This window comes from uncultured Streptococcus sp., assembly GCF_963518475.1.
Lineage (GTDB): Bacteria > Bacillota > Bacilli > Lactobacillales > Streptococcaceae > Streptococcus.
The window spans coordinates 109,252-133,894 of sequence record NZ_CAUQJA010000002.1 but is presented as its reverse complement, the minus strand read 5'-3'; the positions used below and the strand labels follow the sequence as shown (position 1 = coordinate 133,894).

Below are 24,643 nucleotides of genomic sequence, written 5' to 3'. Positions count from 1 at the left end.
TCATATTTGGATTTTATAATAGTCTTACAAATATGGAGGTGACAAATGAATCCAATCCAAAGAGCTTGGGCTTATGTCAGCAGAAAACGACTGAGAAGTTTTATTTTATTTCTGATTTTATTGGTCCTATTGGCTGGAATTTCAGCCTGTTTGACTCTGATGAAGTCCAACAAAACAGTTGAAACCAATCTTTACAAATCACTCAACACATCTTTTTCTATTAAGAAGATAGAAAATGGGCAAACTTTCAAGTTGTCAGAGTTAGCGGCTGTGAACAAGATTAAGGGACTGGAAAATGTCTCTCCTGAATTCGAGACGGTCGCAAAACTAAAAGACAAGGAAGCGGTGAGTGGCGAGCAGAGCGTGGAGCGTGATGATTTGTCAGCTGCGGATAAGAATTTGGTTAGCTTAACGGCTCTTGAGGATTCATCCAAGGATGTGACCTTCACCAGCTCGGCTTTCAACTTAAAAGAAGGGCGACATCTTCAAAAAGGGGATTCAAAGAAAATCATCATCCACGAAGAGTTGGCTAAGAAGAACGGTCTTTCGCTTCATGACAAGCTTCGCTTGGATGCTGGACAGTCAGAAGCTGGGAAAGGACAAACTGTCGAGTTTGAAATCGTCGGAATCTTCTCTGGTAAAAAACAAGAGAAATTTACAGGCTTGTCTTCTGACTTCAGTGAAAACCAAGTCTTTACAGACTATGAAAGTAGCCAAAGCCTTTTAGGAAATAGTGAACCTCAAGTCAGTGCAGCGCGCTTCTATGTAGAAAATCCTAAGGAAATGGACGAACTCATGAAGCAGGTAGAAAACTTGTCTTTGGAAAATCAAGGCTATCAAGTCGAAAAGGAAAACAAGGCTTTTGAACAAATCAAAGACTCAGTGGCAACCTTCCAAACCTTCCTAACCATCTTCCTTTATGGGATGTTGATAGCAGGAGCTGGAGCCTTAATTTTAGTCTTGTCTCTCTGGTTGAGGGAAAGGGTCTACGAAGTGGGAATCCTTCTGGCACTTGGAAAAGGTAAGAGCTCGATCTTCCTACAATTCTGTTTAGAGGTAGTTTTGGTATCTCTTGGAGCTTTTCTTCCATCCTTTATCGCTGGAAATGCCATTACATCCTATCTGCTCCAAACTGTCCTAGCCAGTGGAGATCAGGCAGTCTTACAAGACACGCTAGCCAAAGCAAGCAGTCTATCAACCAGCATCCTATCTTTTGCAGAATCCTATGTTTTTCTAGTTCTGCTTAGTTGCTTATCTGTAGCCCTTTGTTTCCTATTCTTATTTAGAAAATCGCCTAAAGAAATTTTATCATCTATTAGTTAAGAAGGAGAAATCATGACTTTATTACAATTACAAGATGTTACCTACCGTTATAAGAACACTGCTGAAGCAGTCCTATATCAGATCAATTATAATTTTGAACCCGGGAAATTTTACAGTATTATTGGTGAGTCAGGAGCGGGAAAATCCACACTCTTGTCCCTACTTGCTGGTCTAGATAGTCCTGTTGAAGGTTCTATCCTTTTCCAAGGAGAGGACATTCGTAAGAAGGGCTATTCTTACCATCGTATGCACCATATTTCCCTGGTCTTTCAAAATTATAACTTGATAGATTATCTTTCTCCACTGGAAAATATCCGCTTGGTCAACAAAAAGGCAAGCAAGGATACACTGCTTGAGCTTGGTTTGGATGAAAGTCAGATCAAGCGGAATGTTCTCCAGTTATCAGGTGGTCAACAACAACGTGTTGCCATTGCTCGTAGTTTGGTCTCGGAAGCTCCAGTTATTCTAGCGGATGAGCCAACGGGAAATCTGGACCCTAAGACTGCTGGAGAGATTGTCGAACTGCTCAAATCACTTGCCCAGAAAACAGGTAAATGTGTCATCGTCGTAACTCACAGCAAAGAAGTGGCACAAGCGTCAGATATTACACTTGAGTTGAAGAACAAGAAACTAACTGAAACTCGCAATACTACGAAATAATATGAACTTTTTCTGTTAGAACTATAAAATAGAACAAAATCTAGAAAGGGAACCTATGTTACACAACGCATTTGCCTATGTTACAAGGAAGTTTTTCAAATCGATTGTCATCTTCCTGATTATTCTCCTCATGGCGAGCTTGAGTTTGGTTGGCTTGTCAATCAAGGGAGCTACTGCCAAGGCTTCTCAGGAGACCTTTAAAAATATCACCAACAGCTTCTCCATGCAAATCAATCGTCGCGTCAATCAAGGAACGCCACGTGGTGCTGGGAATATTAAAGGTGAAGACATCAAAAAAATCACCGAAAACAAGGCCATCGAGTCTTATGTGAAACGCATTAACGCTATCGGAGATTTGACTGGCTATGAACTCATCGAAACACCAGAAACCAAGAAAAATCTGACTCCTGACCGTGCCAAACATTTTGGAAGTAGCTTGATGATTACAGGTGTCAATGACTCCTCTAAAGAAGATAAGTTTGTCTCTGGTTCTTATAAGCTGGTCGAAGGTGAGCACCTAACAAACGACGACAAGGACAAGATCCTCCTGCACAAGGACTTGGCAGCCAAACACGGCTGGAAAGTAGGGGACAAGGTCAAACTAGACTCTAATATCTACGATGCAGACAATGAAAAAGGAGCCAAGGAAACAGTCGAAGTGACAATCAAGGGACTCTTTGATGGTCACAATAAGTCGGCAGTAACCTACTCGCAAGAACTCTATGAAAACACAGCTATCACAGACATTCACACTGCTGCAAAACTTTATGGATACACAGAAGACACAGCCATTTATGGGGACGCAACCTTCTTTGTAACAGCAGACAAAAACTTGGATGATGTCATGAAAGAGTTGAACGGTATCAGCGGTATCAACTGGAAGAGCTACACACTTGTGAAGAGCTCCTCTAACTATCCAGCTCTAGAGCAATCCATCTCTGGTATGTACAAGATGGCCAACCTCCTCTTCTGGGGTAGCTTGAGCTTCTCAGTTCTTCTCCTTGCCCTCTTACTCAGCCTTTGGATCAATGCCCGTCGCAAGGAAGTGGGTATTCTCCTCTCTATTGGTCTCAAGCAGGCAAGTATCTTGGGTCAATTCATCACTGAATCCATCTTGATTGCCATCCCTGCTCTTGTTTCTGCATACTTCTTAGCTACTTACACAGCGCGTGCAATCGGAAATACTGTTCTTGCCAATGTCACTTCAGGTGTTGCCAAGCAAGCCAGCAAGGCTGCTCAAGCCTCTAACCTTGGTGGTGGTGCAGAAGTAGATGGCTTTAGCAAGACCTTGTCGAGCCTAGATATTTCCATTCAGACATCGGATTTTATCATCGTCTTTGTCCTTGCCTTGGTTCTAGTGGTTCTCGTTATGGCGCTTGCTTCAAGCAATCTCCTTAGAAAACAACCAAAAGAACTTCTGCTGGATAGCGAATAATAAACTTGCTACCTATTCTCCTCTAAATGGGGTATAATATAGGTAGCATTTTTATCTATTTCATCTTGATAAGGCCTCTTTCTTTCAGGATGAAACTGATATAATTTACAAGAAATTTAAAGGAATGTGAAACGTTTTTTCTATGAAAATTTTAATTGTAGAAGATGAAGAGATGATCCGTGAGGGGGTCAGTGATTATTTGACGGATTGTGGTTATGAAACCATTGAGGCGGCAGATGGGCAAGAAGCTTTAGAAAAATTTTCCAGCTATGAAGTAGCCTTGGTTTTACTGGATATCCAGATGCCTAAGCTCAATGGTCTGGAAGTGCTAGCGGAGATTCGTAAAACCAGTCAGGTTCCTGTCCTGATGTTGACCGCCTTTCAGGATGAGGAATACAAGATGAGTGCTTTTGCCTCTCTGGCAGATGGCTATCTGGAAAAACCTTTTTCTCTGTCCCTCTTAAAAGTAAGGGTGGACGCGATTTTCAAGCGCTATTATGATACGGGACGAATCTTCTCCTATAAGGATGCCAAGGTGGACTTTGAAAGCTACAGTGCAAGCCTAGCAGGTGAGGAAGTAGCTATCAATGCCAAAGAGTTGGAAATTCTTGATTATTTGGTTAAAAATGAAGGACGAGCCTTGACTCGTTCTCAGATTATCGATGCGGTCTGGAAGGCGACAGATGAGGTCCCCTTTGACCGTGTCATCGATGTCTATATCAAGGAATTGCGGAAAAAGCTAGACTTGGATTGTATCCTCACTGTGCGCAATGTTGGTTATAAATTGGAGCGAAAATGAAACGAACAGGTTTATTTACAAAGATATTTATCTATACCTTCTCGATATTTAGTGTTCTGGTTATCTGCCTTCATTTGGCTATTTATTTTCTATTTCCCTCGACTTATCTGAGCCACCGTCAGGAAACCATTGGCCAGAAAGCGACAGCCATTGCCCAGTCCCTAGAAGGTAAGGATAGGCAGAGTATCGAGCAAGTCTTAGACTTGTATTCTCAGACCAGTGATATCAAGGGGGCTGTCAAGGGTGAGATGACCGAGGACAAGTTAGAAGTCAAGGACAGTCTTCCTCTGGACACAGACCGCCAGACCACCTCTCTCTTTATTGAGGAGCGTGAGGTGACAACGCAGGACGGTGGTACCATGACTCTCCAGTTTCTAGCTTCCATGGATTTGCAAAAGGAAGCAGAGCAAATCAGTCTCCAGTTTCTTCCCTATACCTTGTTGGCATCCTTTCTGATTTCCCTCTTGGTGGCCTATATCTATGCTCGGACCATTGTTGCCCCGATTTTGGAAATCAAGCGGGTGACCCGTCGGATGATGGATTTGGATGCCCAAGTGCGATTGCGCGTGGATTCTAAGGATGAGATTGGTGATCTCAAGGAACAAATCAATAGCCTCTACCAGCATCTTTTGACTGTCATTGCGGACTTGCATGACAAGAATGAAGCTATTCTTCAACTGGAAAAGATGAAGGTCGAATTTTTGCGAGGGGCTTCTCATGAACTGAAAACACCTCTGGCTAGTTTGAAAATCCTAATCGAAAATATGAAAGAAAATATCGGTCGCTATAAGGATAGAGACCACTATCTGGGAGTTGCCTTGGGGATTGTGGATGAGCTCAATCACCACGTCCTCAAGATACTTTCTCTCTCGTCTGTGCAGGAATTGCGAGATGATAGGGAACAAATTGACTTACACCAGATGACGCAAAGTCTGGTCAAGGATTATGCCTTACTAGCCAAAGAAAGAGAACTCCAGATAGACAATAGTTTAACCCATCAGCAGGCTTATCTAAACCCATCAGTTATGAAGTTAATCCTGTCTAACCTCATCAGCAACGCCATCAAGCACTCTGTTCCAGGTGGCTTAGTTCGCATTGGAGAAAGAGAAGGGGAACTTTTTATAGAAAATAGCTGCAGTCAAGAAGAACAAGAAAAACTAGCTCAGTCTTTTTCTGACAATGCTAGTCGCAAGGCCAAGGGGTCTGGGATGGGGCTCTTTGTGGTTAAGAGTCTATTGGAACATGAAAAATTACCTTATCGTTTCGAGATGGAGGATAATCATTTAACCTTCTTCATAGCTTTTCCAAAAGTCGCCCAAGACTAGGGATAGAAAGGGTTTACATAGATGAAGCTAGAAGAAATTCAATCGAAACTGCGGGAAAAACTAGATTTTTTTGTCAAAAAGTGATAAAATGAACAATGTAAATGGGATGACCCATAAAAATATACAGGAGGCCTGATAAAATGGCAATCGTTTCAGCAGAAAAATTTGTCCAAGCAGCTCGTGACAACGGTTATGCAGTTGGTGGATTTAACACAAACAACCTTGAGTGGACTCAAGCTATCTTGCGCGCAGCAGAAGCTAAAAAAGCTCCAGTTTTGATCCAAACTTCAATGGGTGCTGCTAAATACATGGGTGGTTACAAAGTTGCTCGCAACTTGATCGCTAACCTTGTTGAATCAATGGGTATCACTGTACCAGTAGCTATCCACCTTGACCACGGTCACTACGAAGATGCACTTGAGTGTATCCGAGTTGGTTATACTTCAGTTATGTTTGATGGTTCACACCTTCCAGTTGAAGAAAACCTTGAAAAAGCTCGTAAAGTTGTAGAATTTGCTCATGCAAATGGTGTATCAGTGGAAGCTGAAGTTGGTACTATCGGTGGTGAAGAAGACGGAATCATCGGTGATGGTGAATTGGCTCCAATCGAAGACGCTAAAGCAATGGTTGAAACTGGTATCGACTTCTTGGCAGCTGGTATCGGTAACATCCACGGTCCTTACCCAGAAAACTGGAAAGGTCTTCACCTTGATCACTTGCAAAAATTGACTGAAGCTGTTCCAGGATTCCCAATCGTATTGCACGGTGGTTCAGGTATTCCTGATGAGCAAATCCAAGAGGCTATCAAACTTGGTGTTGCGAAAGTTAACGTTAACACTGAATGCCAAATCGCATTCGCTAACGCAACTCGTAAATTTGCTCGTGACTACGAAGCAAACGAAGCAGAATACGACAAGAAAAAACTCTTCGACCCACGTAAATTCTTGGCTGACGGTGTAAAAGCTATCCAAGCATCAGTTGAAGAACGTATCGACGTATTCGGTTCAGAAGGTAAAGCTTAATCTAGCTGAATAATATAGAATAGAAACCTGCCCATGAGGGTGGGTTTTTTGGTGTCTGGATATATAGCGAATATACTGTAGAAGAGCCAATCTTAAATTGCTAAACGAAAGTAATTTTTTACAATGATTCTAAGATTACCCTTAGCGAACGAATATAACAGCTTTACACCTGTTTTCAAAGGAAATCACTGTCTTTCCCAAAGTAAATTGGAACACCTAATTTTTAGGAATACAGAGTAGCTAAATTAATGATAGAACTTTCATTCAAAATAACAATATGATTTTTCTAGTTTCGTGACCTAAGTAGCAAAAGTATCTAAATAAGAGAGATAAAAAATAATAATAAAAACCAATAATAGTTGACTTTTTTGAAAGAAAATCTTAAAATAAGACTATAAAATTCAACGAGGTACTCTATGGAAAATTTACCAACCCAAATTTTTAAGTTTTCTCAAGTATTTTCAACAAGTCACAAGAGAGATATTGAGAAAATATTTTATGATAATGAGTTTGAAACTAAGAATAGTCAACCAATTTTAACTTGGGATTTTATTTATCGTGATATTGTAAATACCGCCAAAGTAAATGATTTAATATCACCCACTATGTGTATGGGGGCTCTGTGGACGGCAAAAGGAGTAATTATTGAGGGTGTTCTATATGTTTTTATGATGAAGAAAAGATTTGAAGATGTAACTGATAAATACGAAAAGCATCACTATCTTACTTGTATAGCACGTGCGAAAAATTCTCATTTAAATGGAAAAGAAGACGGTAAACTATCCATTGAATTATTTAATGATCTGGATGATGATGGGTTGAGTGATTCACAAATTGAACAAGCGAAGAAATTATTGGGAGATCATTATAATTCGATTGATGAGATTAGGGTTGTTACCTTTGATAAAAAAACTAAAGAAGTGATTGTTAATCAGGTAAATGCCTTTTGTGAATTTATTGATGCTGTAAATATCACAGAATTTGATTTTACAAAACTTGAAGAAGATGGACGTGAAAATAATCCTGAGAAACCTCTTGTTGCATTGAAATCTGACGTACAGAAACAATTGGAGTCACAAAAGCATGTAAGTCTTCCTGTTGAAAAGAAGGAAGAGAATACTAAACTATGATATTTTATATAACACAGGAGTAAATAATGCTTCAGATTAGTTTTAATGGTGCTCGCTTAAAAGAGGCAAGACTTTTTAACAAAAAAAGTATTACTCAGATTGCAGAGTTTTTAAACGTTTCAAAACAAATGGTTTCTAAATATGAAAAAGGAAGAGCAACGCCAAGTGAAGAATCGTTAGAAATATTGGAAAAGAAATTAAAGTTTCCGAGAGATTTCTTTTTTGGAAATGATAATTTTAGCTTAAGTTCTACAGGCACATTTTTTAGAAGTCGTTACACAGCGACTCAAACAGAAAAAATGCCTGCAGAAATAAATAAAAATTATGTTGCTTTAATAAGAGATTACTTGGGAGAATTTATTGATTTTCCAAATCTTGACTGGGGTCTTTCTGGTTTAGACTATACTCCACAAGAATACGCAAGCTACATAAGAGAGAAATGGGAACTTGGAGATAGACCAATTGATAACTTGTCGTTGTTGATGGAAGAAAAAGGTTTTGTTATTTCTAGAATAGACACTCAGAGTGATAAAGTTGATGCTTTTGGTTCAGCTGTTAAAGTAAATAATAATGAGTATTATGTTGTTATGTTAGAAGGGACAGAGTATTCATTTTATCGTCAGCAGTTTAGTTTAGCTCATGAATTAGGACATTGGTTAATGCATGAAAATTGTAAGTCGCCTCAAGACATGGGAGCAATTGAATATAAGCAAATGGAAGACGAAGCGAATGAGTTTGCGGCTGAATTTCTATTGCCAAAGGATTCGTTTAAAGCTTCTATCATTGGGCATGAAAATGATCTAGAGTACTACAGGTATCTAAAAAGAATTTGGCAAGTTTCAATTAGTATGATGATAATGCGTGCTAAGTCATTGAATATCATAGATTCTAATGAGTATACAAACTTGTATAAGAAACTTAGTTACAGAGGTTGGAGAAAAAATGAGCCCTTAGATTCAACAAAATTGATTAGCAATCCTCTATCTTTAAAACAGTCAGTAGAGCTATTAGTGGAAAATAGAATTGTGATGGACATATCTGCTGATATTTATAGAGTATACAATAAATTGTTGCCTAATTTTTTAATTGAGGATTTATGCGGCTTAGAGGCAGGATATCTTGATGAACTGAATGATAGGTATCCAAATATTATTAGTCTTACTAAAGAAAGAATAAGAAGAACATAGAATAGTCCGAAGCATAATATGTGATTAAACATTTGTAGGGATTGTAGAATTAGGAGAACTATGGATATTGGTATTCGTGCTGATGGAATGACTACATCAGACTTTGAAAATTTTGCCATTGAAATTGTAAAGAAAAAATTTGATAATAGTAGTTTACATGGATTTAAGGAAGGAAGGGATGATGGTATTGACGGCATTGATGATATTGCTTCTCCGTCTCTCGTTATCCAAGCTAAACGCTGGCAGGTAACAAAAAATCATGCTACAGCTGTAAAAATTTTGAAAGAGGAAATTGATAAGATTGCTCTGACTAAAGAAAAATATGGTTGGAAAAATGATTTCAATTATGTTATTGTTACAAGTATGGGCTTATCTCCTGCAAACTTAAAGGAGATACGTGATTACGCAGATACAATAATTCCTAATGCTATTCCAACTGATGATTATATTATATTCTCTTCTACGTTAACAACTCTTTCCCAACATAAAGAATATAGTGAGATTTTTATAAAGTATGGATTGCTGGAGAAAGATATAACAAATGTATTGAGAAATATTAAGTTGAAAAATATAGAAGCGGAATCAAAAGACTATTTTTCAGATTTTGATGCTCATTATTTTGTTGAAACACGTTTTCTAGGAGAAGCTTATCATATTTTACAAAGGGAGCATATTTTATTAATTCAAGGGCCAGCTGGAATTGGTAAAACAACGACTTGTTCAATGCTTGGAAATCTATTTTTAAATAATAATAAGAATATCTTTGATATCATTATGCGTAGAGTAGAAGATATTAATGAAGTTCTTAGATTATATAATGAAAATTATCTAGATAATGAGGATAGAAATCTTTTTGTCGTTTTTGATGACTTCTTGGGGCGTAATGAGTTTGATGTTGGAGAGAGGGTATTACAAGATATAAAAAAATTATATTCGGCCTCTACTAACACCAATAACCTTTTTATTTGTTTAAACTCTCGTACTCAAATTCTTCAAGATGCAACACTGATAAATTTTGAGTTTCAAAAATTAATAGATGAAAAATTTACAGAGCAAAGAAGATTTATCATTGATTTATCTAAGTATTCTGATATTGACAGAGCTTACATTTTCAGGAAAGTATTTGAACGAAAAGTACAATATCTTACAAGTGCCGATAAAGTAGAACTTGTAGAAAAATATAACAATCTTATTGGCAAGGATTGGAAGAAAATTGTACGACACCGAAATTATTTTCCTAGGTCAATAGAATTAATAGCAAATAATTTCAAGGAAGCTAGCGGAAGTTTTTATGATTATGTAATGTATTATCTTGACCATCCCAATCAGCTTTATAATAATTTATTCGATAATCTAAAGATTGAAGAGAAATATTTGCTATTTTCTTTATTACAATTCGATGCTTATCCTGTTGAAGAAGAGTGGTTAATAAATTCACTTCATACTTTGGAACTTAATTCAATATTTGATTTTAAAAAATCGTTAAAAAAACTAGACGGCTCATGGCTAGCTTTTACAAAGGAAAGCTTTGACAGTATAAGTAAGGTGGACTTTTTTAATCCTAGTATTATTGACTTTTTAAATGATAAATTAAAAGAGTATCCCAATATAACCCAAAAATTAACTCAGAATTCTATTTATCTTCATCAATTATGTAAAGGATGCGGTAGTTATATTTTAGGTGAATTAACTGACACACAGAATATGTTTTTTAGTAAACTATTAGCTGATTGGAACAACTTCAAAGATAAAGATGATTTTATTGGCGAAAAAATCCTATCCATTATATATTTAAATCAATTTTCAAAATTTAAGACTGATTTTGAGGAGTTGCTGAGAATATATGATGGGCGGAATAATTTAAATATTTATCAGAATGGGTGGAGTAATATTATTAGTCAGATTTATTTTTCTGATAATAAAGCAATGAAAAGAGTATTTCTGAGTATTCTTGACGATAAAAGTGTTTTAGATAAGCTAGTAAAAAGTCCTTATCTTGATTCGGAAGAACTAGATGCTATTGTAAATACAATAAGTAAGATAATTTATGAGGTAAGTATAGAAAATGATGATTATCAAGAAGGTTCTTTAAAAGAGATGTACTGCTATAGCGTTTTTAGACAGAAAAAAATTGAGTTGCTCCAAGATTATTTAGACAGTAGAAGTACTTTGGACGAGGAAGACGTTGATTTTACTAATGATCCAGATGGCTTTGATTTAGATTGGGAAGTTGAAGGACAGGTTTCAGAATTTCAAGAAAAGTTAACTGAAAAGTTAACGGATATTTATCAATGGGATGATATCAAAGTGGAGGAATTTGATTATTCCAGTTTACAATTAAATCTTGAAGAATATCTGCAACAGAAATACAATAGCTTTTTATATGCGGATGAAGCCTATGATAGATGGAGAGATGCGCAACTTGAAGAAAGGATTACAGAAGAAAGTGATACATTAGAAAGTATTTTAAACAAACCATTGTTATAGTTTAGAAAGTAAGATGCTAGACTAATCTCAGAAGTCACTAGAATCTTATATACACAACCTATTTTTCGTACAATAACATTCTGAAAAACTAAAATAATATAATATTGGCTTTTTAGATTCATTCTTGTGTTTTAGTCTCCACATTTGTATTTCACAAAATCTGTTTACAAAAAGGAAAATGAATTACTAACATCCATGAGTCAAAAATTCGTAGTTAATAGACATCTAATGAATGTCTATGATATCAGAAAAAACGATTTTACTTAGATCACACGGGAATTTGATAGGAATGCTACTACATCACTTTGATTCCAGTTTTGATTATGAAAAATGGGAGCAAATGACCTTTCCAGATTGTTTTCTAATTGATAGAAATGGGATTGTGAAAAGAATTATGAAAGATTAGTTCTTTGATTAAATAGTGAATCATATTGATCAAAATCGTTTGCTTTTTACAATTCGTAACCTGCCCATTGGGTGGGTTTTTTTGTGTTTTAAGGAAACGATTAGACCAGAATTTTTGATTAAAAGTATTATTTTAAGAGAAAAATTTTCAATTTCATAAATTTTAGGCAAACGCTTGCATTCTAGTTTTTATTGGATTATAATAGGTTGGTATAAAGCCTTTTGTAGTAATAAAATGTAGAAGGTATAGAAAGTAAGGATTTAGAATACTTGTAGTCAAAAACACAATGTTGCTATTCCTTACATAGGGAGATAGATATGGCAATGATAGAAGTGGAACATCTTCAGAAAAATTTTGTGAAGACTGTTAAGGAACCGGGGTTGAAGGGGGCATTACGCTCCTTTATTCATCCTGAAAAACAGACCTTTGAAGCGGTCAAAGATTTGACCTTTGAGGTTCCCAAGGGGCAAATTTTAGGCTTTATTGGGGCCAATGGTGCAGGGAAGTCGACAACCATTAAAATGCTGACAGGAATTTTGAAACCGACATCTGGTTTTTGTCGGATTAATGGCAAGATTCCCCAGGACAATCGTCAAGATTATGTCAAAGATATTGGCGTAGTTTTTGGACAACGAACCCAGCTATGGTGGGATTTGGCACTGCAAGAGACCTACACGGTTTTAAAGGAGATTTATGATGTACCAGACTCGCTCTTCCATAAGCGTATGGACTTTTTGAATGAAGTCTTGGATTTGAAGGACTTTATCAAGGATCCCGTGCGGACTCTTTCACTGGGTCAAAGGATGCGGGCGGATATTGCGGCTTCCTTGCTTCACAATCCCAAGGTTCTCTTTTTAGATGAGCCGACCATTGGTTTGGACGTTTCGGTCAAGGATAACATTCGTCGGGCTATTACTCAGATTAATCAGGAGGAAGAAACCACCATTCTCTTGACCACTCACGATCTGAGTGATATTGAGCAACTTTGTGATCGGATTTTTATGATTGATAAGGGGCAAGAGATTTTTGATGGAACGGTGAGCCAACTCAAGGAGACCTTTGGAAAGATGAAGACTCTTTCTTTTGAACTGCTACCAAGTCAAAGTCATCTCGTCTCTCACTATGAAGGCCTGCCTGATATGACTATTGATAGACAGGGGAATAGTCTCAACATTGAATTCGATAGTTCTCGCTACCAGTCAGCTGATATTATCAAGCAAACCCTGTCTGATTTTGAAATCCGCGACTTGAAGATGATGGATACGGATATTGAAGATATTATCCGCCGCTTCTACCGAAAGGAGCTCTAAGATGGTCAAATTGTGGAGACGTTATAAACCCTTTATCAATGCAGGTGTTCAGGAATTGATTACCTATCGAGTCAACTTTATTCTCTATCGGATCGGCGATGTCATGGGTGCTTTTGTGGCTTTTTATCTCTGGAAGGCTGTCTTTGATTCTTCGCAAGAGTCCTTGATTCAGGGTTTTAGTATGGCAGATATCACCCTCTACATCATTATGAGTTTTGTGACCAATCTTCTGACTAGATCCGATTCGTCCTTTATGATTGGGGAGGAGGTCAAGGATGGCTCTATTATCATGCGCTTGTTGAGACCAGTGCATTTTGCAGCCTCCTATCTTTTCACTGAGCTTGGTTCCAAGTGGTTGATTTTTATCAGCGTTGGACTACCATTTTTAAGTGTCATTGTTTTGATGAAAATCTTATCTGGGCAAGGGATTGTAGAAGTGCTGGGATTAACTGTCCTTTATCTTTTTAGCTTAACGTTGGCCTATCTGATTAACTTTTTCTTTAATATCTGCTTTGGATTTTCTGCCTTTGTGTTTAAAAATCTTTGGGGTTCCAACCTACTTAAGACTTCAATAGTGGCCTTTATGTCTGGAAGTTTGATTCCCTTGGCTTTCTTTCCCAAGGTTGTTTCAGATATTCTGTCCTTCCTGCCTTTTTCATCCTTGATTTACACTCCGGTCATGATTATCGTTGGGAAATACGATGCCAATCAGATTCTTCAGGCGCTCGCTTTGCAGTTTTTCTGGCTCTTAGTGATGGTGGGCTTGTCTCAGTTGATTTGGAAACGAGTCCAGTCATTTATCACCATTCAGGGAGGTTAGTATGAAAAAATATCAACGCATGCATCTGATTTTTATCAGACAATACATCAAGCAAATCATGGAATACAAGGTGGATTTTGTGGTGGGGGTTTTAGGAGTTTTTCTGACCCAAGGCTTGAACCTCTTGTTTCTCAATGTCATCTTTCAACACATCCCATCCTTAGAAGGTTGGACTTTTCAAGAAATTGCTTTTATCTATGGATTTTCCTTGATTCCCAAGGGGCTGGACCATCTCTTTTTTGACAATCTCTGGGCACTGGGGCAACGCTTGGTGCGAAAAGGGGAGTTTGACAAGTATCTGACTCGTCCTATAAATCCTCTCTTTCACATCCTAGTTGAGACCTTTCAGATTGACGCTTTGGGTGAACTTTTGGTTGGTGGGATCCTACTAGCTACAACGGTATCTAGCATTGCTTGGACTCTTCCAAAATTCCTAATTTTTCTATTCTGCATTCCTTTTGCGACCTTGATTTATACTTCCTTGAAAATCGCGACAGCCAGCATCGCCTTTTGGACCAAACAGTCAGGAGCAATGATTTACATTTTCTATATGTTTAATGACTTTGCCAAGTATCCGATTTCAATTTATAATTCATTTCTTCGTTGGTTAATCAGTTTTATTGTACCTTTTGCCTTTACGGCCTACTATCCTGCCAGCTATTTCTTGCAGGACAAGGATGTAATCTTTAACATCGGAGGTTTGATGTTGATTTCTCTGGTTTTCTTTGTCATTTCCCTTAAACTTTGGGATAGGGGATTAGATGCCTACGAAAGTGCGGGTTCGTAAATAATAGAATATCAAAGCCTTGTCTCAGGACAGGCTTTTTTTAATAGAGATGGAAATTACTTGACACCTATTCTCAGAGTGCTATACTGTAAGTGTAATCGCCGATTTAGCTCAGTTGGTAGAGCAAGGCACTCGTAAAGCCTAGGTCACAGGTTCAATCCCTGCAATCGGCAAAGTGAAGAAGCTCAAAGCCTTGTCTTGGGACAGGGCTTTTTTATATGTTAGGAACATGCATTGAAGCTAATTCTAGAGTGTTAAACTAGATGAAAAAAGAAGCAATAAGATGTAATTCAATCGCAGTTAGTCTAAATGAATGAAAAAGATGGGATAGCCCCTTAGAATCAGATTTTGTAGGTATTTCTTTGATTCCTGTTGTAGGAATTATTGAAAAGATAGTGTAAAAGGAATTTTATAGAAAATTTTTTGCAAACAAAATACTGCTCAAGTACGGTCATTAAAAGCATTAGATTTTTTGGTTAAGTTTTGAGGGTCGGTTCATGACAAGAATTTTTTTACATTCATGATATAATAAGCTTAGATTCCGCTATACAGGAGGAAAGAGATGAAAAAAAATAAATGCTTATTTTTGGTTGTTAGTGTAATGTTAATGCTCTTAACACTTTTTGCTCTAAATGGATGTAGTTTGGGTGGTGAAACAATCCCTAAAAATAGAACAAAAAAACAGTACGAATTTGAAAAAACGTTTGAGCCCATGTTTAAATTTTTAGAGCAAGACAAGAAGGAGTTTAATGGATTAAAGCTTTACAAAAATAGTATTTATATAGAGAGTGGAAACGTAGTAAAGGATTATAAAGTATTCTTAGATACTAGCCAATCTGAAATTAAGGGTGACTATACAATAAAAATTGGGGATAATAAAGAAACAGTTCCTGTTACTTACTCTAATGAGAGATTACAGTACGAATCGAAGTTAGAACCTTTGTTTGACGAAGAAATTCTTAATTTGGTAGTACAAAGAGATTATTTCGCTTCCTTGAATATAAAAGAAACCTTTAAGAGTGCTGAAACTGAATTGAGCGATATTATCTACCAGCCTGAAAATCATTCTGACCTCTATAAATATCTTAAAAATAAGTACGATATGCCAGAAGATACGACCTGTCGAATAATATTAGATTACTCTAGTGGCTCAATTTATGGGATTACAATCCAGTTGAATTCGAAAGATAAGACAGTTCAGTTGGATTTAACAATATTTAAACAATAGGGATGGTAGTTTATGAATGAAATCGAAAAGAGCATAAACGATATCGGAAGCGGCATTGATTCAGGTATTAAATCAATTCAGAAAGTGTTTGGGTGGTAAATGTGGAATTAAAATTTAAAGAAACAAATAAAACATTTCATAAAATTGTAGAATTTAAAGGTGAAAAATATCTTTTGGATATGACTAGCATTAGTCCTAAAACTTATTTCTGGGGTTCTCTTCCTAGTGAAATCACAGCTAAATGCTTAAAGTTAGATAAAAGAGATACGAGATTTGAGAGCTTAGCTCCAACTATGAACAAATCTCTTGGTATTGGAATAGGTGTAGCAATAGGTGGAGCTTGTTATGGGATTGTTACGAATGCTGTTAAGAGTTATGACATTAGCCATAATATTTCTTTTAAATTAGGATTATTTGTCCTCTTTATTGTCATAGCTTATCTTACTTTCAGGTTCATTGCTTTCGTGGCCCGTCATAATCTTCAACAAAAGCTTTCAAGTAAAGAAACGAAGCATCAAATAGTTTTCAAATTAGCAAGACAACAACGTCAGTTGAAACTGTATAAACTTCTGCCTATTCTTTTCGTTATGGTTATAGGATGTTTGGGGTTTTATATATTTACTGATAATGGGACAGAGGCATCTATCCTTATCGTTAACAGTATTTTATTTTTGGGTTTCTTTACGGTTATCTTAGGTATGTTACCACTCCGAGAAAGTTACGAAAAGCAAGAGATTATTTTTGATAGAGTAGAGAGGTTATAAGTTAAAAAGATACATAAATACTATTCTATAACGGATTTTTAATGAGTAACAGGAGACGTTATGTTAAAAATATTAAAAACGAACAAATGGATATTCCTTGCAGTTTCTGTGCCTTTTCTTATTATCATTCTTTCTTATTTGCTTATGGGGCATTCGTTTGGCAACACTGCTAAGTTTATACATGTTCATGAAGATACTATCAAGAGAGAAATTCTTGCAGACATAGATAGTCAAGGACAGTATATAAAGTCTGTGACGCTTTTACCTGGTTCAGCGATGGGGTCTTTTGATAATGGCGGAGATGTGGGCGGAAATTATCATATTTACTTTAGAGCCTATGTTAATAATAATCGCAAGCAGTCAATGAAAGTAGAAATATACTTTCCTGATGCTGGTATAGGTCCTTTTACATTTATAAAACCCAATCCTTATAAATCTCCTGAAACTATGAGGAGATGGTACTTATCAGTAGTAGAGGTATCAAGTGACCCCTCGTGGGATTGGAAGCGAGAGCAAGATAAATTGACTGAAACTATGAATAAACTTGATCGCAAGAGCAAGGATGCCTCCAGGAAAGTTGAAAAAGAAAATATGATTCGTAATCTTAACAGATGGCTACAAGAACATGAGGAAAATTTCAAACTAGCTATCCAAACAGACCTGTATAGAAACGACCCAGAATTGGAACAGAAATTAGGAAAGATTCAAAGTATCAGTGTAAGTAACAATCAAATGTACATGCCTTCGGAAGGTATCGACATTCGTTTTGATGTTCGATTTGAAAAATATCCTGAAGAAGTAGCTACTATAGACGTTCGCTTGCATTCCCAAGGTAAACAAACGGTTTTTGATGATCCCTCAGTAGCTGCAACTATTAGTTTTGAAAATGAACGTTTTGCTATAAAAACGAAGTACGACTCCAAGCTATTTCCAATTTTTAATCAAAGTCGATTTGGTAATAGTAATGGAGAAATTTCTTATAAGCTCCCAAAAGACTATGAAAATCAATTTTTAATTCCTTAACTATCAAGCAAGCTATTGTGCTTGCTTTATCTTTATCAAACACTTCCAGTTGCTTCAACTGATAATAGTAAGTTGAGAGAGCTAAACGTGCTGTTTCAAGAAGTAAATCTAATCGAAATCCTCCTGAAACCATTTCTCTATCTGTTTCTGCCTTCCTCGCCCTAGTGCTTCGTCCCTTTCCTTCAATTCTTTTAACTTTTTTAGGTAGGTCACCTTGGTACGTAAGCGTTCATACTCCTCTTGAAGTCGCTCTAGTTCTGTCATTTTTTCCCAAGGTTTCTTCCGTTTCCTTCCCATTTTAGCTGGTCTCCCTCTTGTTTTTTCAACAATAGTATACCCGTTTTTCTTGTATTGTGCTAGCCAATTTGTCAACAGTGAACGATCGGATAAAGCATAATCTAAAGCTACACTTTTTTGTGAACAACCTTCAAGCATAACTTTCTTAACTATTTATTGTTTTAATTTCGGGAAATAGTGACGATTCTTCCCCTTTTTTACGATTTCTATTTCATAATGGTCAATTAATTTTAACATATACTTTAGACCCGAAGCATTCACACCAAATCTATTTGAAAGCTGTTTGAATTTTTGGCCTTGCTTTCTAAGTTCATAGATCTGAACTTTATCATCATAAGTTAATTTCATAATAAAAACACCCCAAAAGTTAGATTTTTTCTGTCTAATTTTTGGGGTATAGTTCATTACAGGTGGTTTTCTTTTGCTATTCTCATCTTCTCTTCTTACGGTATCTCTAATATGGTATAATGGAGAAGGACATTCTTTCTGTTTGGCAAAAATTCGAAGACAGCTATTGGAGCTGTCGTTGGGCTCGCTTGGGGAACGCTTAATCTTATCGGTTCTGCGGTTGCACCAGAATTTAAAAAGTCTGTTTATGACGGAGCTAAAAATTTGGCTTATGGTGCTGTGGACGTGGTAGAATCAGGAGTGGAGTCTATCGGAAAGGGAATCCACCAGGGCTTGGAGACTGTCAAAAGTGTGGGCAAGAATGTTTCTGATTTTTTCAATGGTGGTCTGAAGGCTGCCTCATCCTTGTTTGGATAATAGGAGAGAATAAATGGATAAGATACAAAAAGATATTAATGATGCACTCGATCCAACTCGAAGATTAAACTTAGTAAAGATAATTTTTGTAGCGCCTTTTTTTTCATTGATGATTATGCTTGGGACATCTTTACCGATAAACCTATTTCGAATGGCTAGTGAAGCTGGACATGAACTAGTTACGCAATTGACATCAGTTGAAAAAGGTCTCATTCCCCCAGATAGTTTCTTTGGTTTTCTATTCTTGTTTTGTTGGTGTTATTTTATTTGTTGTTATATCATTACGAAAAGAAATCGCATTAAAGCCTATTTAATGACTCAGATTTTTCAATTATTTTTGCTCGTAATTTTATATTATAGTTTGTTTATAGCCGCCTTGTATCTAATCCCTCTAGTAGCAGTTCGTATCGTCTACTGGATAGGTTTTGTCTTATCACTGATTTACCTTATCTATATCCTTGTTACTAAGCAACGCGCTAAAAAAGATTTTTTTACTTCTCTAAATATTAAAAAATTTTTGAATGTTATTTTGTTTTTATGGCTATTAATGTCTGGAATCAATCTCTTTACTAATGGTCTTAATAATCTTCTGGCACATTTATTGCTTGCTTTATTGCCAATTTCACCTATTTTATTAGGCCTTTTTCTGGTATCATTTTTCAAGTCCAATTTAGTAACACTAGAGAATCTGAATACAGTCAATAAAAACCAAGAGAAATACCGTGAAGAATATGGCTATACCATTGAAGAATGGTATGGGAAAAAGTCAAAAATCTACAAGGAACATGTTAAGAAGTCTAAAAAGAAATAAAGGTTTATAGACACTATTTCTAGTCTTATGAAGCTAACCACCTGAATTTGTTTCAAGTGGTTAGCCTTTTCTTTTCTTTTCACGGTATCACGCATATGGTATAATGGGACAAAGACATTTTCTTTGTTTTTCTGTTTGGCAACAATTCTAAGACCGATTCGAAGACGGCTGTAGGGAAAATTGGGAAGTCTGTGATCGGTGGTACCATTGATACCATATCTAACGTTGCTCCTCTAGATGGCATGTGGCTAGGAGCTAAGCTAGGGGCGAAAGCTGGACCAAAGGGGTTGATATTTGGAACAGTAGGAGGCCTAGCTTTAGGAACGCTTAATCTTATCGGTTCTGCAGTTGCACCAGAGTTTAAAAAGTCTGTTTATGACGGAGCTAAAAATTTGGCTTATGGTGCTGTGGACGTGGTAGAATCAGGAGTGGAGTCTATCGGAAAGGGAATCCACCAGGGCTTGGAGACTGTCAAAAGTGTGGGCAAGAATGTTTCTGATTTTTTCAATGGTGGTCTGAAGGCGGCCTCGTCCTTGTTTGGATAATGGGAGAAAGTAAATGGATAAGATGCAAAAAGATATTAATGAAGCACTAGAAACAGCACGAAGATTAAACTTAGTAAAGGCGTTTTTTGGACTATCTCTATATTCTCTTATGGTTATGATTGGGACATCCTTACCGATAAACCTATTTAGAATGGCTAGTGAAGCTGGACATGAACTATTTACACAGCTGACATCAGTAGAAAATAGCCTGATTCCTCCAGATAGTTTCTTTGGTTTTCTATTCTTGCTTTGTTGCAGTCATTTTACTTGTTTTTATATTATTTCTAGAAGAAATCGCATTAAAGCCTACTTAATGACTCAAATTTTTCAATTATTTTTGCTCGTAATTACATATTATAGTTGGTTTATAGGTGCCTTGTATTTAATCCCTCTAGTAGTAGTTCGTATCGTCTACTGGATTGGATTTGTCTTATCTCTGATTTACCTTATTTATATTCTCGTTACAAAGCAGCGTGCTAGTAAGGATTATTTCTCCTCAGAGTATTATAAAAAGTTTTTAAATGTTATTTTATTCTTATGGTTGTTGATGTATGGCATCAATCTCTTTACCCATGGGCTTAATCATTTCCTAGCGTATCTCTTGCTTGCTTTGTTGCCAATTTCACCTATTTTATTAGGACTATTTTTGGTATCATTTTTCAAGTCCAATGTAGTAACGCTAGAAAACTTGAATGCAGTCAATAAAAATCAAGAGAAATACCGTGAAGAGTATGGATATACCATCGAAGAATGGTATGGAAAGAAGTCAAAAATGTATAAGGAACATGTGAAGAAGTCTAAAAAGAGATAAAGGTTTGTATAATTTTTATTAAAAGGAGAAAATTATGAAAAAAGTTCGAAAAATTCAAATGCTGAAAGAAAGATTCAAAGCAAGTATCATCAACAGTTTCTGTTAAAGATAGCAGCAGTCGGACGAAAAGCGATAAAGATACCAAAGTTAAAGAGGAAGAGATCCAGAAACTCAAGGATCAGCTAGCTAGTTTAGATAGCAAAGTCGCTGAGTCAGAGAAGTTAGTTGACAAGCTAAAAGAAGAAACTGCTCTTCCGAAACTGGCTATTGAATCACTAAGAAATAACGATTTATCTAGTTTGAAAGGTACTTGGCGTACAGCTTCGGGTAATGAATATGTCATTAATGAGTCTGGGGAAGTACGTTCCTCTTGGATATCAAATGGTCAAAAGAATGAATCTATTGTCGAATTGAAAGCATCAGGTGGAAAAAATAGTCAAAATCCAGAAACGGTTTCTATTAGTGCTTGGGTAAAAGATTCTGTCGCAGGCGGATTTGTGGTAGTTGCCGTACCAAGTGGAGTTGTCATGCAACCTGGTGATGATGGAAAACTAACAGATAAAAGCAATCATGACGAGGAGAGACTGTTTGCAGGACAGCAGTATGAAGCGATGTTGTCGAGACCAGAAGATGTTTACTATCGTGTAAAACCAGATACTAGTAAACTTGAGGAAGAGGAGAAGAATTTAGCTCAACTACAGGCTGAACGCGAAGCAATCAAAACTTCTCTAGAATCTAAGGAAAAGAAAAATACTAACTAGAAAAACTAGTTTAGAATCTAACTTTCGATTGTTTTAGTTCAGAAATACTGTTGCAATCACTAGAATGAAGAAGCTGATTAGGGCTTCTTTTTCTTTCATTTTAACTATTGAACCATTTAGACCGAGATAGAGACCAGATAGGCAAAAGCACTTGTTCTTGACACTGACCTCTGCTATAATGATTTTTGTAAGGGACGTGAGATGTCACTATCAGATAACTCAAGTTCATAAAAAAGAAATTGGAGATAAAAAATGAAAAAATTATTAGGGATTATATTTTTAGTAGCAGCAGCGACAGTAGTGTATTTTGGTTCTGTTGGATGGCCAAGTTTAAATGTCAACCTCTGGTCATTGATTCCGGTAGGGCTGTTCCTCTTTTTCACTCTAGAGAATCTTTTGAAAAAAGACTACAAGGCTAGTCTGATGTGTTTGATTATTGCCTTTATTATTGCGAATGCAATTTTGGACCTTTTGCCAATTTCAAGTGGCTTGGTAATTGGAGCGGGCGTACTAGCTTGCATTGGTATTGGGTACCTCTCTCCTGATAAAGAAGGAAAATAATACTCTTCGAAAATCAAATTCAAACCACGTCAGCTTCGCCTTGCCGTACTCAAGTACTGTCTGTGGCTAGCTTCCTAGTTTGCTTTTTGATTTTCATTGAGTATAAGAATTATTAAAAAAGATATAAAGAAAAAACACTTCAATCATTGTATTTTAGTTTGATTGAGGTGTTTTCGATTTAGTTTTTTATTTCTGAGCCATCAATTCAACAATCATCTCGATATACATGACAAGGGTTAATAAGAATCCTGCACGCCAGAAGAATTTGATGAATTTAGGATAGTAAAAGCTACGTTTTTTCAAAAGGAAGAAAAAGACGAGAATAATGGCTAGGAGTGAGAGGGCTAGGCCCAGTCTAGGGAGGAAATTATGGGTAAAGGTTTTAGCTGTAATAAGGTAATATTCAAATACCAAGACTGGAAAAGCCAAATCCGCAAAGTTTCGTCCTAGTTTTTTTAATCTAAAAAGTTTGGTTATGATAATGCAGACTACTAGGGTCAGTATCAATAATAAAATAGATGCTAATTTCATTAAAATCATACCCATATTGTATCATAAAAAATCGCTAAAGGAAACGAGAAACAGAGGAATTTATAGGAAAGTCAGGCTTTTGAGATTGTGGGTGTTTTTTGTTATAATGAAAGTTATGAAATCTTATAATACCTTGAATGATTATTATCGAAAACTATTTGGAGAAAAGACCTTTAAAGTCCCTATTGATGCGGGATTTGACTGTCCCAATCGTGATGGAACTGTGGCTCATGGAGGCTGTACTTTTTGTACGGTTTCAGGTTCTGGAGATGCTATCGTAGCACCGGACGCGCCTATACGTGAGCAATTTTATAAGGAAATTGACTTTATGCACCGTAAGTGGCCGGATGTTCAGAAGTATCTGGTTTATTTTCAAAATTTTACCAACACCCATGAAAAGGTGGAAGTTATCCGAGAGCGCTATGAACAGGCTATTAACGAGCCAGGTGTGGTCGGAATCAATATCGGAACACGGCCAGACTGTTTACCAGACGAAACCATCGAATATTTGGCTGAGTTGTCGGAGCGAATGCATGTGACGGTTGAATTGGGCTTGCAGACCACTTATGAAGCAACCTCTGACCTGATTAACCGTGCCCACTCCTATGAATTGTACGTGGAAACGGTCAAGCGTTTGAGAATGTATCCAAAAATTGAGATTGTTTCTCATTTGATCAATGGCTTGCCTGGTGAAACCCATGAGATGATGATTGAAAATGTCCGTCGCTGTGTCACGGATAACGATATTCAAGGGATTAAACTGCACTTGCTTCACCTAATGACCAATACGCGTATGCAACGAGATTATCACGAAGGACGTTTGCAGTTGATGAGCCAGGACGAATATGTCAAGGTCATCTGTGACCAATTGGAGATCATTCCCAAGCATATTGTCATCCATCGAATCACAGGAGATGCACCTAGGGATATGCTGATTGGTCCTATGTGGAGCCTCAATAAATGGGAAGTTCTCAATAGCATTGAGATGGAGATGCGACGTCGTGGAAGTGTTCAAGGATGCAAGGCTGTAAAACAGGAGTTTGAAAATGAAAAGACCACTTGAGATGGCACATGACTTTTTGGCTGAGGTAGTAACTCAGGACGATATCGTAGTGGATACGACTATGGGAAATGGTCACGACACGCTTTTTCTAGCCAAGCTAGCTAAGCAAGTCTATGCCTTTGATATTCAGGAGCAAGCCTTGGAAAAGACCAAGGAGCGTTTGGACCAGGCTAACCTGACAAATGCCCAGTTAATCTTGCAAGGTCATGAGACACTGGACCAGTTTGTGACAGAAGCCAAGGCAGGAATTTTCAATCTGGGCTATTTGCCATCAGCTGATAAGTCTGTCATCACCCAACCTCAGACAACTATTGAAGCATTAGAAAAGCTGTGTCATTTGCTTGTCAAAGGTGGACGGATTGCTATCATGATCTACTATGGTCATGAAGGAGGCGACCTAGAGAGGGATGCTGTCTTGGATTTTGTTAGCCAGTTGAACCAACAAGAGTACACAGCTGTCATTTACCGAACTTTAAACCAAGTCAACAACCCACCATTTTTAGTAATGATTGAAAAATTAGAGAGATATAGACATGGATAAACAATACCTACGTGAAAAGCTGGATGCCATGCGCCAGAATTTTGTTGAGTCAACCCACCACGAACGAGCGGTGGGCGTGCTAGACCAAGCGCATATGAGCAAAAAAATGCTTAAAATCAAGAAAAAATTAGTTGCTCTTGAAATGGAACGGTGCCAGAGAAAAATTGAGCACAAGGATTGTTCCAAGATTGACCAAAAAATCAAAGAGCAGAAGGAGATATTTGAATCTTGTTGTAAAAAAGATTAAGGAG

Annotated in this window: 24 protein-coding genes, 1 tRNA gene and 3 pseudogenes; 26 read left to right on the top strand and 2 right to left on the bottom strand. The window is 37.0% G+C overall.

Annotated features, from left to right (window positions below):
* Nucleotides 1-45 precede the first annotated feature (45 nt).
* The 17 genes and pseudogenes from RYK12_RS01660 (at nt 46) to RYK12_RS01580 (ending at nt 17,706) form a co-directional block, all read left to right on the top strand.
* A complete protein-coding gene (locus tag RYK12_RS01660; RefSeq protein WP_314846585.1) occupies nt 46-1,323 on the top strand; it encodes an ABC transporter permease in 1,278 nt (425 codons plus the stop codon).
* A 12-nt stretch (nt 1,324-1,335) separates the two neighbouring features.
* The gene (vex2, locus tag RYK12_RS01655) at nt 1,336-1,983 is read left to right on the top strand and encodes an ABC transporter ATP-binding subunit Vex2 (RefSeq protein WP_265475784.1); all 648 of its coding nucleotides are present in this window, start codon (nt 1,336-1,338) and stop codon (nt 1,981-1,983) included.
* Nucleotides 1,984-2,038: 55 nt separating this feature from the next.
* Nucleotides 2,039-3,418 carry an ABC transporter permease subunit Vex3 gene (gene vex3 / locus RYK12_RS01650; RefSeq protein WP_061087752.1) on the top strand — a complete coding sequence of 460 codons (1,380 nt, stop codon included), beginning with the start codon at nt 2,039-2,041 and terminating at the stop codon, nt 3,416-3,418.
* 142 nt (nt 3,419-3,560) lie between these two features.
* A complete protein-coding gene (gene vncR, locus RYK12_RS01645) occupies nt 3,561-4,217 on the top strand; it encodes a response regulator transcription factor VncR (protein WP_049524162.1) in 657 nt (218 codons plus the stop codon).
* The gene (gene vncS / locus RYK12_RS01640; protein WP_314846583.1) at nt 4,214-5,542 is read left to right on the top strand and encodes a sensor histidine kinase VncS; all 1,329 of its coding nucleotides are present in this window, start codon (nt 4,214-4,216) and stop codon (nt 5,540-5,542) included. Before vncR ends, vncS begins: the two co-directional genes overlap by 4 nt.
* 140 nt (nt 5,543-5,682) lie before the next feature.
* Nucleotides 5,683-6,564, top strand: coding sequence for a class II fructose-bisphosphate aldolase (locus tag RYK12_RS01635; RefSeq protein WP_033684898.1), 882 nt, complete (start codon nt 5,683-5,685; stop codon nt 6,562-6,564).
* Nucleotides 6,565-6,980: 416 nt separating this feature from the next.
* The gene (locus RYK12_RS01630) at nt 6,981-7,694 is read left to right on the top strand and encodes a DUF5986 family protein (protein ID WP_268707233.1); all 714 of its coding nucleotides are present in this window, start codon (nt 6,981-6,983) and stop codon (nt 7,692-7,694) included.
* A 26-nt stretch (nt 7,695-7,720) separates the two neighbouring features.
* Nucleotides 7,721-8,881 (top strand): XRE family transcriptional regulator, encoded by a 1,161-nt coding sequence (locus RYK12_RS01625; protein ID WP_268707234.1) that lies wholly within the window; start codon nt 7,721-7,723, stop codon nt 8,879-8,881.
* Between the two features lie 60 nt (nt 8,882-8,941).
* Nucleotides 8,942-11,368 (top strand): ATP-binding protein, encoded by a 2,427-nt coding sequence (locus RYK12_RS01620; protein ID WP_268707235.1) that lies wholly within the window; start codon nt 8,942-8,944, stop codon nt 11,366-11,368.
* Nucleotides 11,369-11,612: 244 nt separating this feature from the next.
* Nucleotides 11,613-11,774: pseudogene (locus tag RYK12_RS01615) on the top strand (phosphoglycerate mutase); the annotation flags it as partial.
* A 317-nt stretch (nt 11,775-12,091) separates the two neighbouring features.
* Nucleotides 12,092-13,084, top strand: a complete 993-nt coding sequence (locus RYK12_RS01610; protein WP_314846579.1) for an ATP-binding cassette domain-containing protein — start codon at nt 12,092-12,094, stop codon at nt 13,082-13,084.
* Nucleotide 13,085: 1 nt separating this feature from the next.
* A complete protein-coding gene (locus tag RYK12_RS01605) occupies nt 13,086-13,904 on the top strand; it encodes an ABC-2 family transporter protein (RefSeq protein ID WP_060628603.1) in 819 nt (272 codons plus the stop codon).
* 1 nt (nt 13,905) lies between these two features.
* Nucleotides 13,906-14,691 carry an ABC transporter permease gene (locus RYK12_RS01600; RefSeq protein WP_314846578.1) on the top strand — a complete coding sequence of 262 codons (786 nt, stop codon included), beginning with the start codon at nt 13,906-13,908 and terminating at the stop codon, nt 14,689-14,691.
* A gap of 100 nt (nt 14,692-14,791) precedes the next feature.
* Nucleotides 14,792-14,864 (top strand) — tRNA-Thr (locus tag RYK12_RS01595).
* A gap of 389 nt (nt 14,865-15,253) precedes the next feature.
* The gene (locus RYK12_RS01590) at nt 15,254-15,919 is read left to right on the top strand and encodes a hypothetical protein (RefSeq protein ID WP_078352374.1); all 666 of its coding nucleotides are present in this window, start codon (nt 15,254-15,256) and stop codon (nt 15,917-15,919) included.
* A 101-nt stretch (nt 15,920-16,020) separates the two neighbouring features.
* Nucleotides 16,021-16,683 carry a DUF443 family protein gene (locus RYK12_RS01585; RefSeq protein ID WP_125393064.1) on the top strand — a complete coding sequence of 221 codons (663 nt, stop codon included), beginning with the start codon at nt 16,021-16,023 and terminating at the stop codon, nt 16,681-16,683.
* 60 nt (nt 16,684-16,743) lie between these two features.
* Nucleotides 16,744-17,706, top strand: a complete 963-nt coding sequence (locus tag RYK12_RS01580; protein ID WP_314846577.1) for a hypothetical protein — start codon at nt 16,744-16,746, stop codon at nt 17,704-17,706.
* Nucleotides 17,707-17,731: 25 nt separating this feature from the next.
* Here the strand turns inward: RYK12_RS01580 and RYK12_RS01575 are convergent.
* Nucleotides 17,732-18,351: pseudogene (locus tag RYK12_RS01575) on the bottom strand (IS3 family transposase); the annotation flags it as partial.
* A 264-nt stretch (nt 18,352-18,615) separates the two neighbouring features.
* Between RYK12_RS01575 and RYK12_RS01570 the strand changes: the two are divergent.
* The 6 genes and pseudogenes from RYK12_RS01570 to RYK12_RS01545 all read left to right on the top strand — a co-directional run bounded on the left by RYK12_RS01570 (nt 18,616) and on the right by RYK12_RS01545 (nt 22,257).
* Nucleotides 18,616-18,768: a hypothetical protein gene (locus tag RYK12_RS01570; protein WP_314846576.1), complete on the top strand. Its 153-nt coding sequence runs from the start codon at nt 18,616-18,618 to the stop codon at nt 18,766-18,768.
* Between the two features lie 13 nt (nt 18,769-18,781).
* Entirely contained in the window at nt 18,782-19,579 is a 798-nt protein-coding gene (locus RYK12_RS01565; RefSeq protein WP_261141648.1) for a hypothetical protein, read from the top strand.
* Between the two features lie 191 nt (nt 19,580-19,770).
* Entirely contained in the window at nt 19,771-20,124 is a 354-nt protein-coding gene (locus RYK12_RS01560) for a hypothetical protein (RefSeq protein WP_314846574.1), read from the top strand.
* A 13-nt stretch (nt 20,125-20,137) separates the two neighbouring features.
* A complete protein-coding gene (locus tag RYK12_RS01555; protein ID WP_314846572.1) occupies nt 20,138-20,935 on the top strand; it encodes a hypothetical protein in 798 nt (265 codons plus the stop codon).
* Between the two features lie 65 nt (nt 20,936-21,000).
* Nucleotides 21,001-21,696 (top strand): annotated as a pseudogene (locus RYK12_RS01550) (DUF6287 domain-containing protein); the annotation flags it as partial.
* 252 nt (nt 21,697-21,948) lie between these two features.
* Nucleotides 21,949-22,257 (top strand): hypothetical protein, encoded by a 309-nt coding sequence (locus tag RYK12_RS01545; RefSeq protein WP_045611244.1) that lies wholly within the window; start codon nt 21,949-21,951, stop codon nt 22,255-22,257.
* 186 nt (nt 22,258-22,443) lie between these two features.
* Here the strand turns inward: RYK12_RS01545 and RYK12_RS01540 are convergent, their stop codons facing one another.
* Nucleotides 22,444-22,803 (bottom strand): DUF3397 family protein, encoded by a 360-nt coding sequence (locus RYK12_RS01540; protein WP_004242853.1) that lies wholly within the window; start codon nt 22,801-22,803, stop codon nt 22,444-22,446.
* Between the two features lie 91 nt (nt 22,804-22,894).
* On the opposite strand from RYK12_RS01540, the gene RYK12_RS01535 reads away from it, so the two are divergent.
* The 3 genes from RYK12_RS01535 to RYK12_RS01525 are packed head-to-tail and all read left to right on the top strand — an operon-like array spanning nt 22,895 to nt 24,639.
* Nucleotides 22,895-23,851 (top strand): TIGR01212 family radical SAM protein, encoded by a 957-nt coding sequence (locus RYK12_RS01535; protein ID WP_314846571.1) that lies wholly within the window; start codon nt 22,895-22,897, stop codon nt 23,849-23,851.
* On the top strand, nt 23,835-24,392 hold the full coding sequence (locus tag RYK12_RS01530; protein ID WP_314846570.1) for a class I SAM-dependent methyltransferase: 558 nt from the start codon (nt 23,835-23,837) through the stop codon (nt 24,390-24,392). Before RYK12_RS01535 ends, RYK12_RS01530 begins: the two co-directional genes overlap by 17 nt.
* On the top strand, nt 24,385-24,639 hold the full coding sequence (locus RYK12_RS01525; RefSeq protein ID WP_000361085.1) for a hypothetical protein: 255 nt from the start codon (nt 24,385-24,387) through the stop codon (nt 24,637-24,639). The genes RYK12_RS01530 and RYK12_RS01525 overlap by 8 nt, the downstream gene beginning before the upstream one ends.
* Nucleotides 24,640-24,643: the final 4 nt, after the last annotated feature.

What these genes read in the sequence shown, in the direction of transcription:
- RYK12_RS01660 (WP_314846585.1), top strand. Translation starts at nt 46, where the DNA reads ATGAATCCAATCCAAAGAGCTTGGGCTTATGTCAGCAGAAAACGACTG.
- vex2 (WP_265475784.1), top strand. Translation starts at nt 1,336, where the DNA reads ATGACTTTATTACAATTACAAGATGTTACCTACCGTTATAAGAACACT.
- vex3 (WP_061087752.1), top strand. Translation starts at nt 2,039, where the DNA reads ATGTTACACAACGCATTTGCCTATGTTACAAGGAAGTTTTTCAAATCG.
- vncR (WP_049524162.1), top strand. Translation starts at nt 3,561, where the DNA reads ATGAAAATTTTAATTGTAGAAGATGAAGAGATGATCCGTGAGGGGGTC.
- vncS (WP_314846583.1), top strand. Translation starts at nt 4,214, where the DNA reads ATGAAACGAACAGGTTTATTTACAAAGATATTTATCTATACCTTCTCG.
- RYK12_RS01635 (WP_033684898.1), top strand. Translation starts at nt 5,683, where the DNA reads ATGGCAATCGTTTCAGCAGAAAAATTTGTCCAAGCAGCTCGTGACAAC.
- RYK12_RS01630 (WP_268707233.1), top strand. Translation starts at nt 6,981, where the DNA reads ATGGAAAATTTACCAACCCAAATTTTTAAGTTTTCTCAAGTATTTTCA.
- RYK12_RS01625 (WP_268707234.1), top strand. Translation starts at nt 7,721, where the DNA reads ATGCTTCAGATTAGTTTTAATGGTGCTCGCTTAAAAGAGGCAAGACTT.
- RYK12_RS01620 (WP_268707235.1), top strand. Translation starts at nt 8,942, where the DNA reads ATGGATATTGGTATTCGTGCTGATGGAATGACTACATCAGACTTTGAA.
- RYK12_RS01610 (WP_314846579.1), top strand. Translation starts at nt 12,092, where the DNA reads ATGGCAATGATAGAAGTGGAACATCTTCAGAAAAATTTTGTGAAGACT.
- RYK12_RS01605 (WP_060628603.1), top strand. Translation starts at nt 13,086, where the DNA reads ATGGTCAAATTGTGGAGACGTTATAAACCCTTTATCAATGCAGGTGTT.
- RYK12_RS01600 (WP_314846578.1), top strand. Translation starts at nt 13,906, where the DNA reads ATGAAAAAATATCAACGCATGCATCTGATTTTTATCAGACAATACATC.
- RYK12_RS01590 (WP_078352374.1), top strand. Translation starts at nt 15,254, where the DNA reads ATGAAAAAAAATAAATGCTTATTTTTGGTTGTTAGTGTAATGTTAATG.
- RYK12_RS01580 (WP_314846577.1), top strand. Translation starts at nt 16,744, where the DNA reads ATGTTAAAAATATTAAAAACGAACAAATGGATATTCCTTGCAGTTTCT.
- RYK12_RS01565 (WP_261141648.1), top strand. Translation starts at nt 18,782, where the DNA reads ATGGATAAGATACAAAAAGATATTAATGATGCACTCGATCCAACTCGA.
- RYK12_RS01555 (WP_314846572.1), top strand. Translation starts at nt 20,138, where the DNA reads ATGGATAAGATGCAAAAAGATATTAATGAAGCACTAGAAACAGCACGA.
- RYK12_RS01545 (WP_045611244.1), top strand. Translation starts at nt 21,949, where the DNA reads ATGAAAAAATTATTAGGGATTATATTTTTAGTAGCAGCAGCGACAGTA.
- RYK12_RS01540 (WP_004242853.1), bottom strand. Translation starts at nt 22,803, where the DNA reads ATGGGTATGATTTTAATGAAATTAGCATCTATTTTATTATTGATACTG.
- RYK12_RS01535 (WP_314846571.1), top strand. Translation starts at nt 22,895, where the DNA reads ATGAAAGTTATGAAATCTTATAATACCTTGAATGATTATTATCGAAAA.
- RYK12_RS01530 (WP_314846570.1), top strand. Translation starts at nt 23,835, where the DNA reads ATGAAAAGACCACTTGAGATGGCACATGACTTTTTGGCTGAGGTAGTA.
- RYK12_RS01525 (WP_000361085.1), top strand. Translation starts at nt 24,385, where the DNA reads ATGGATAAACAATACCTACGTGAAAAGCTGGATGCCATGCGCCAGAAT.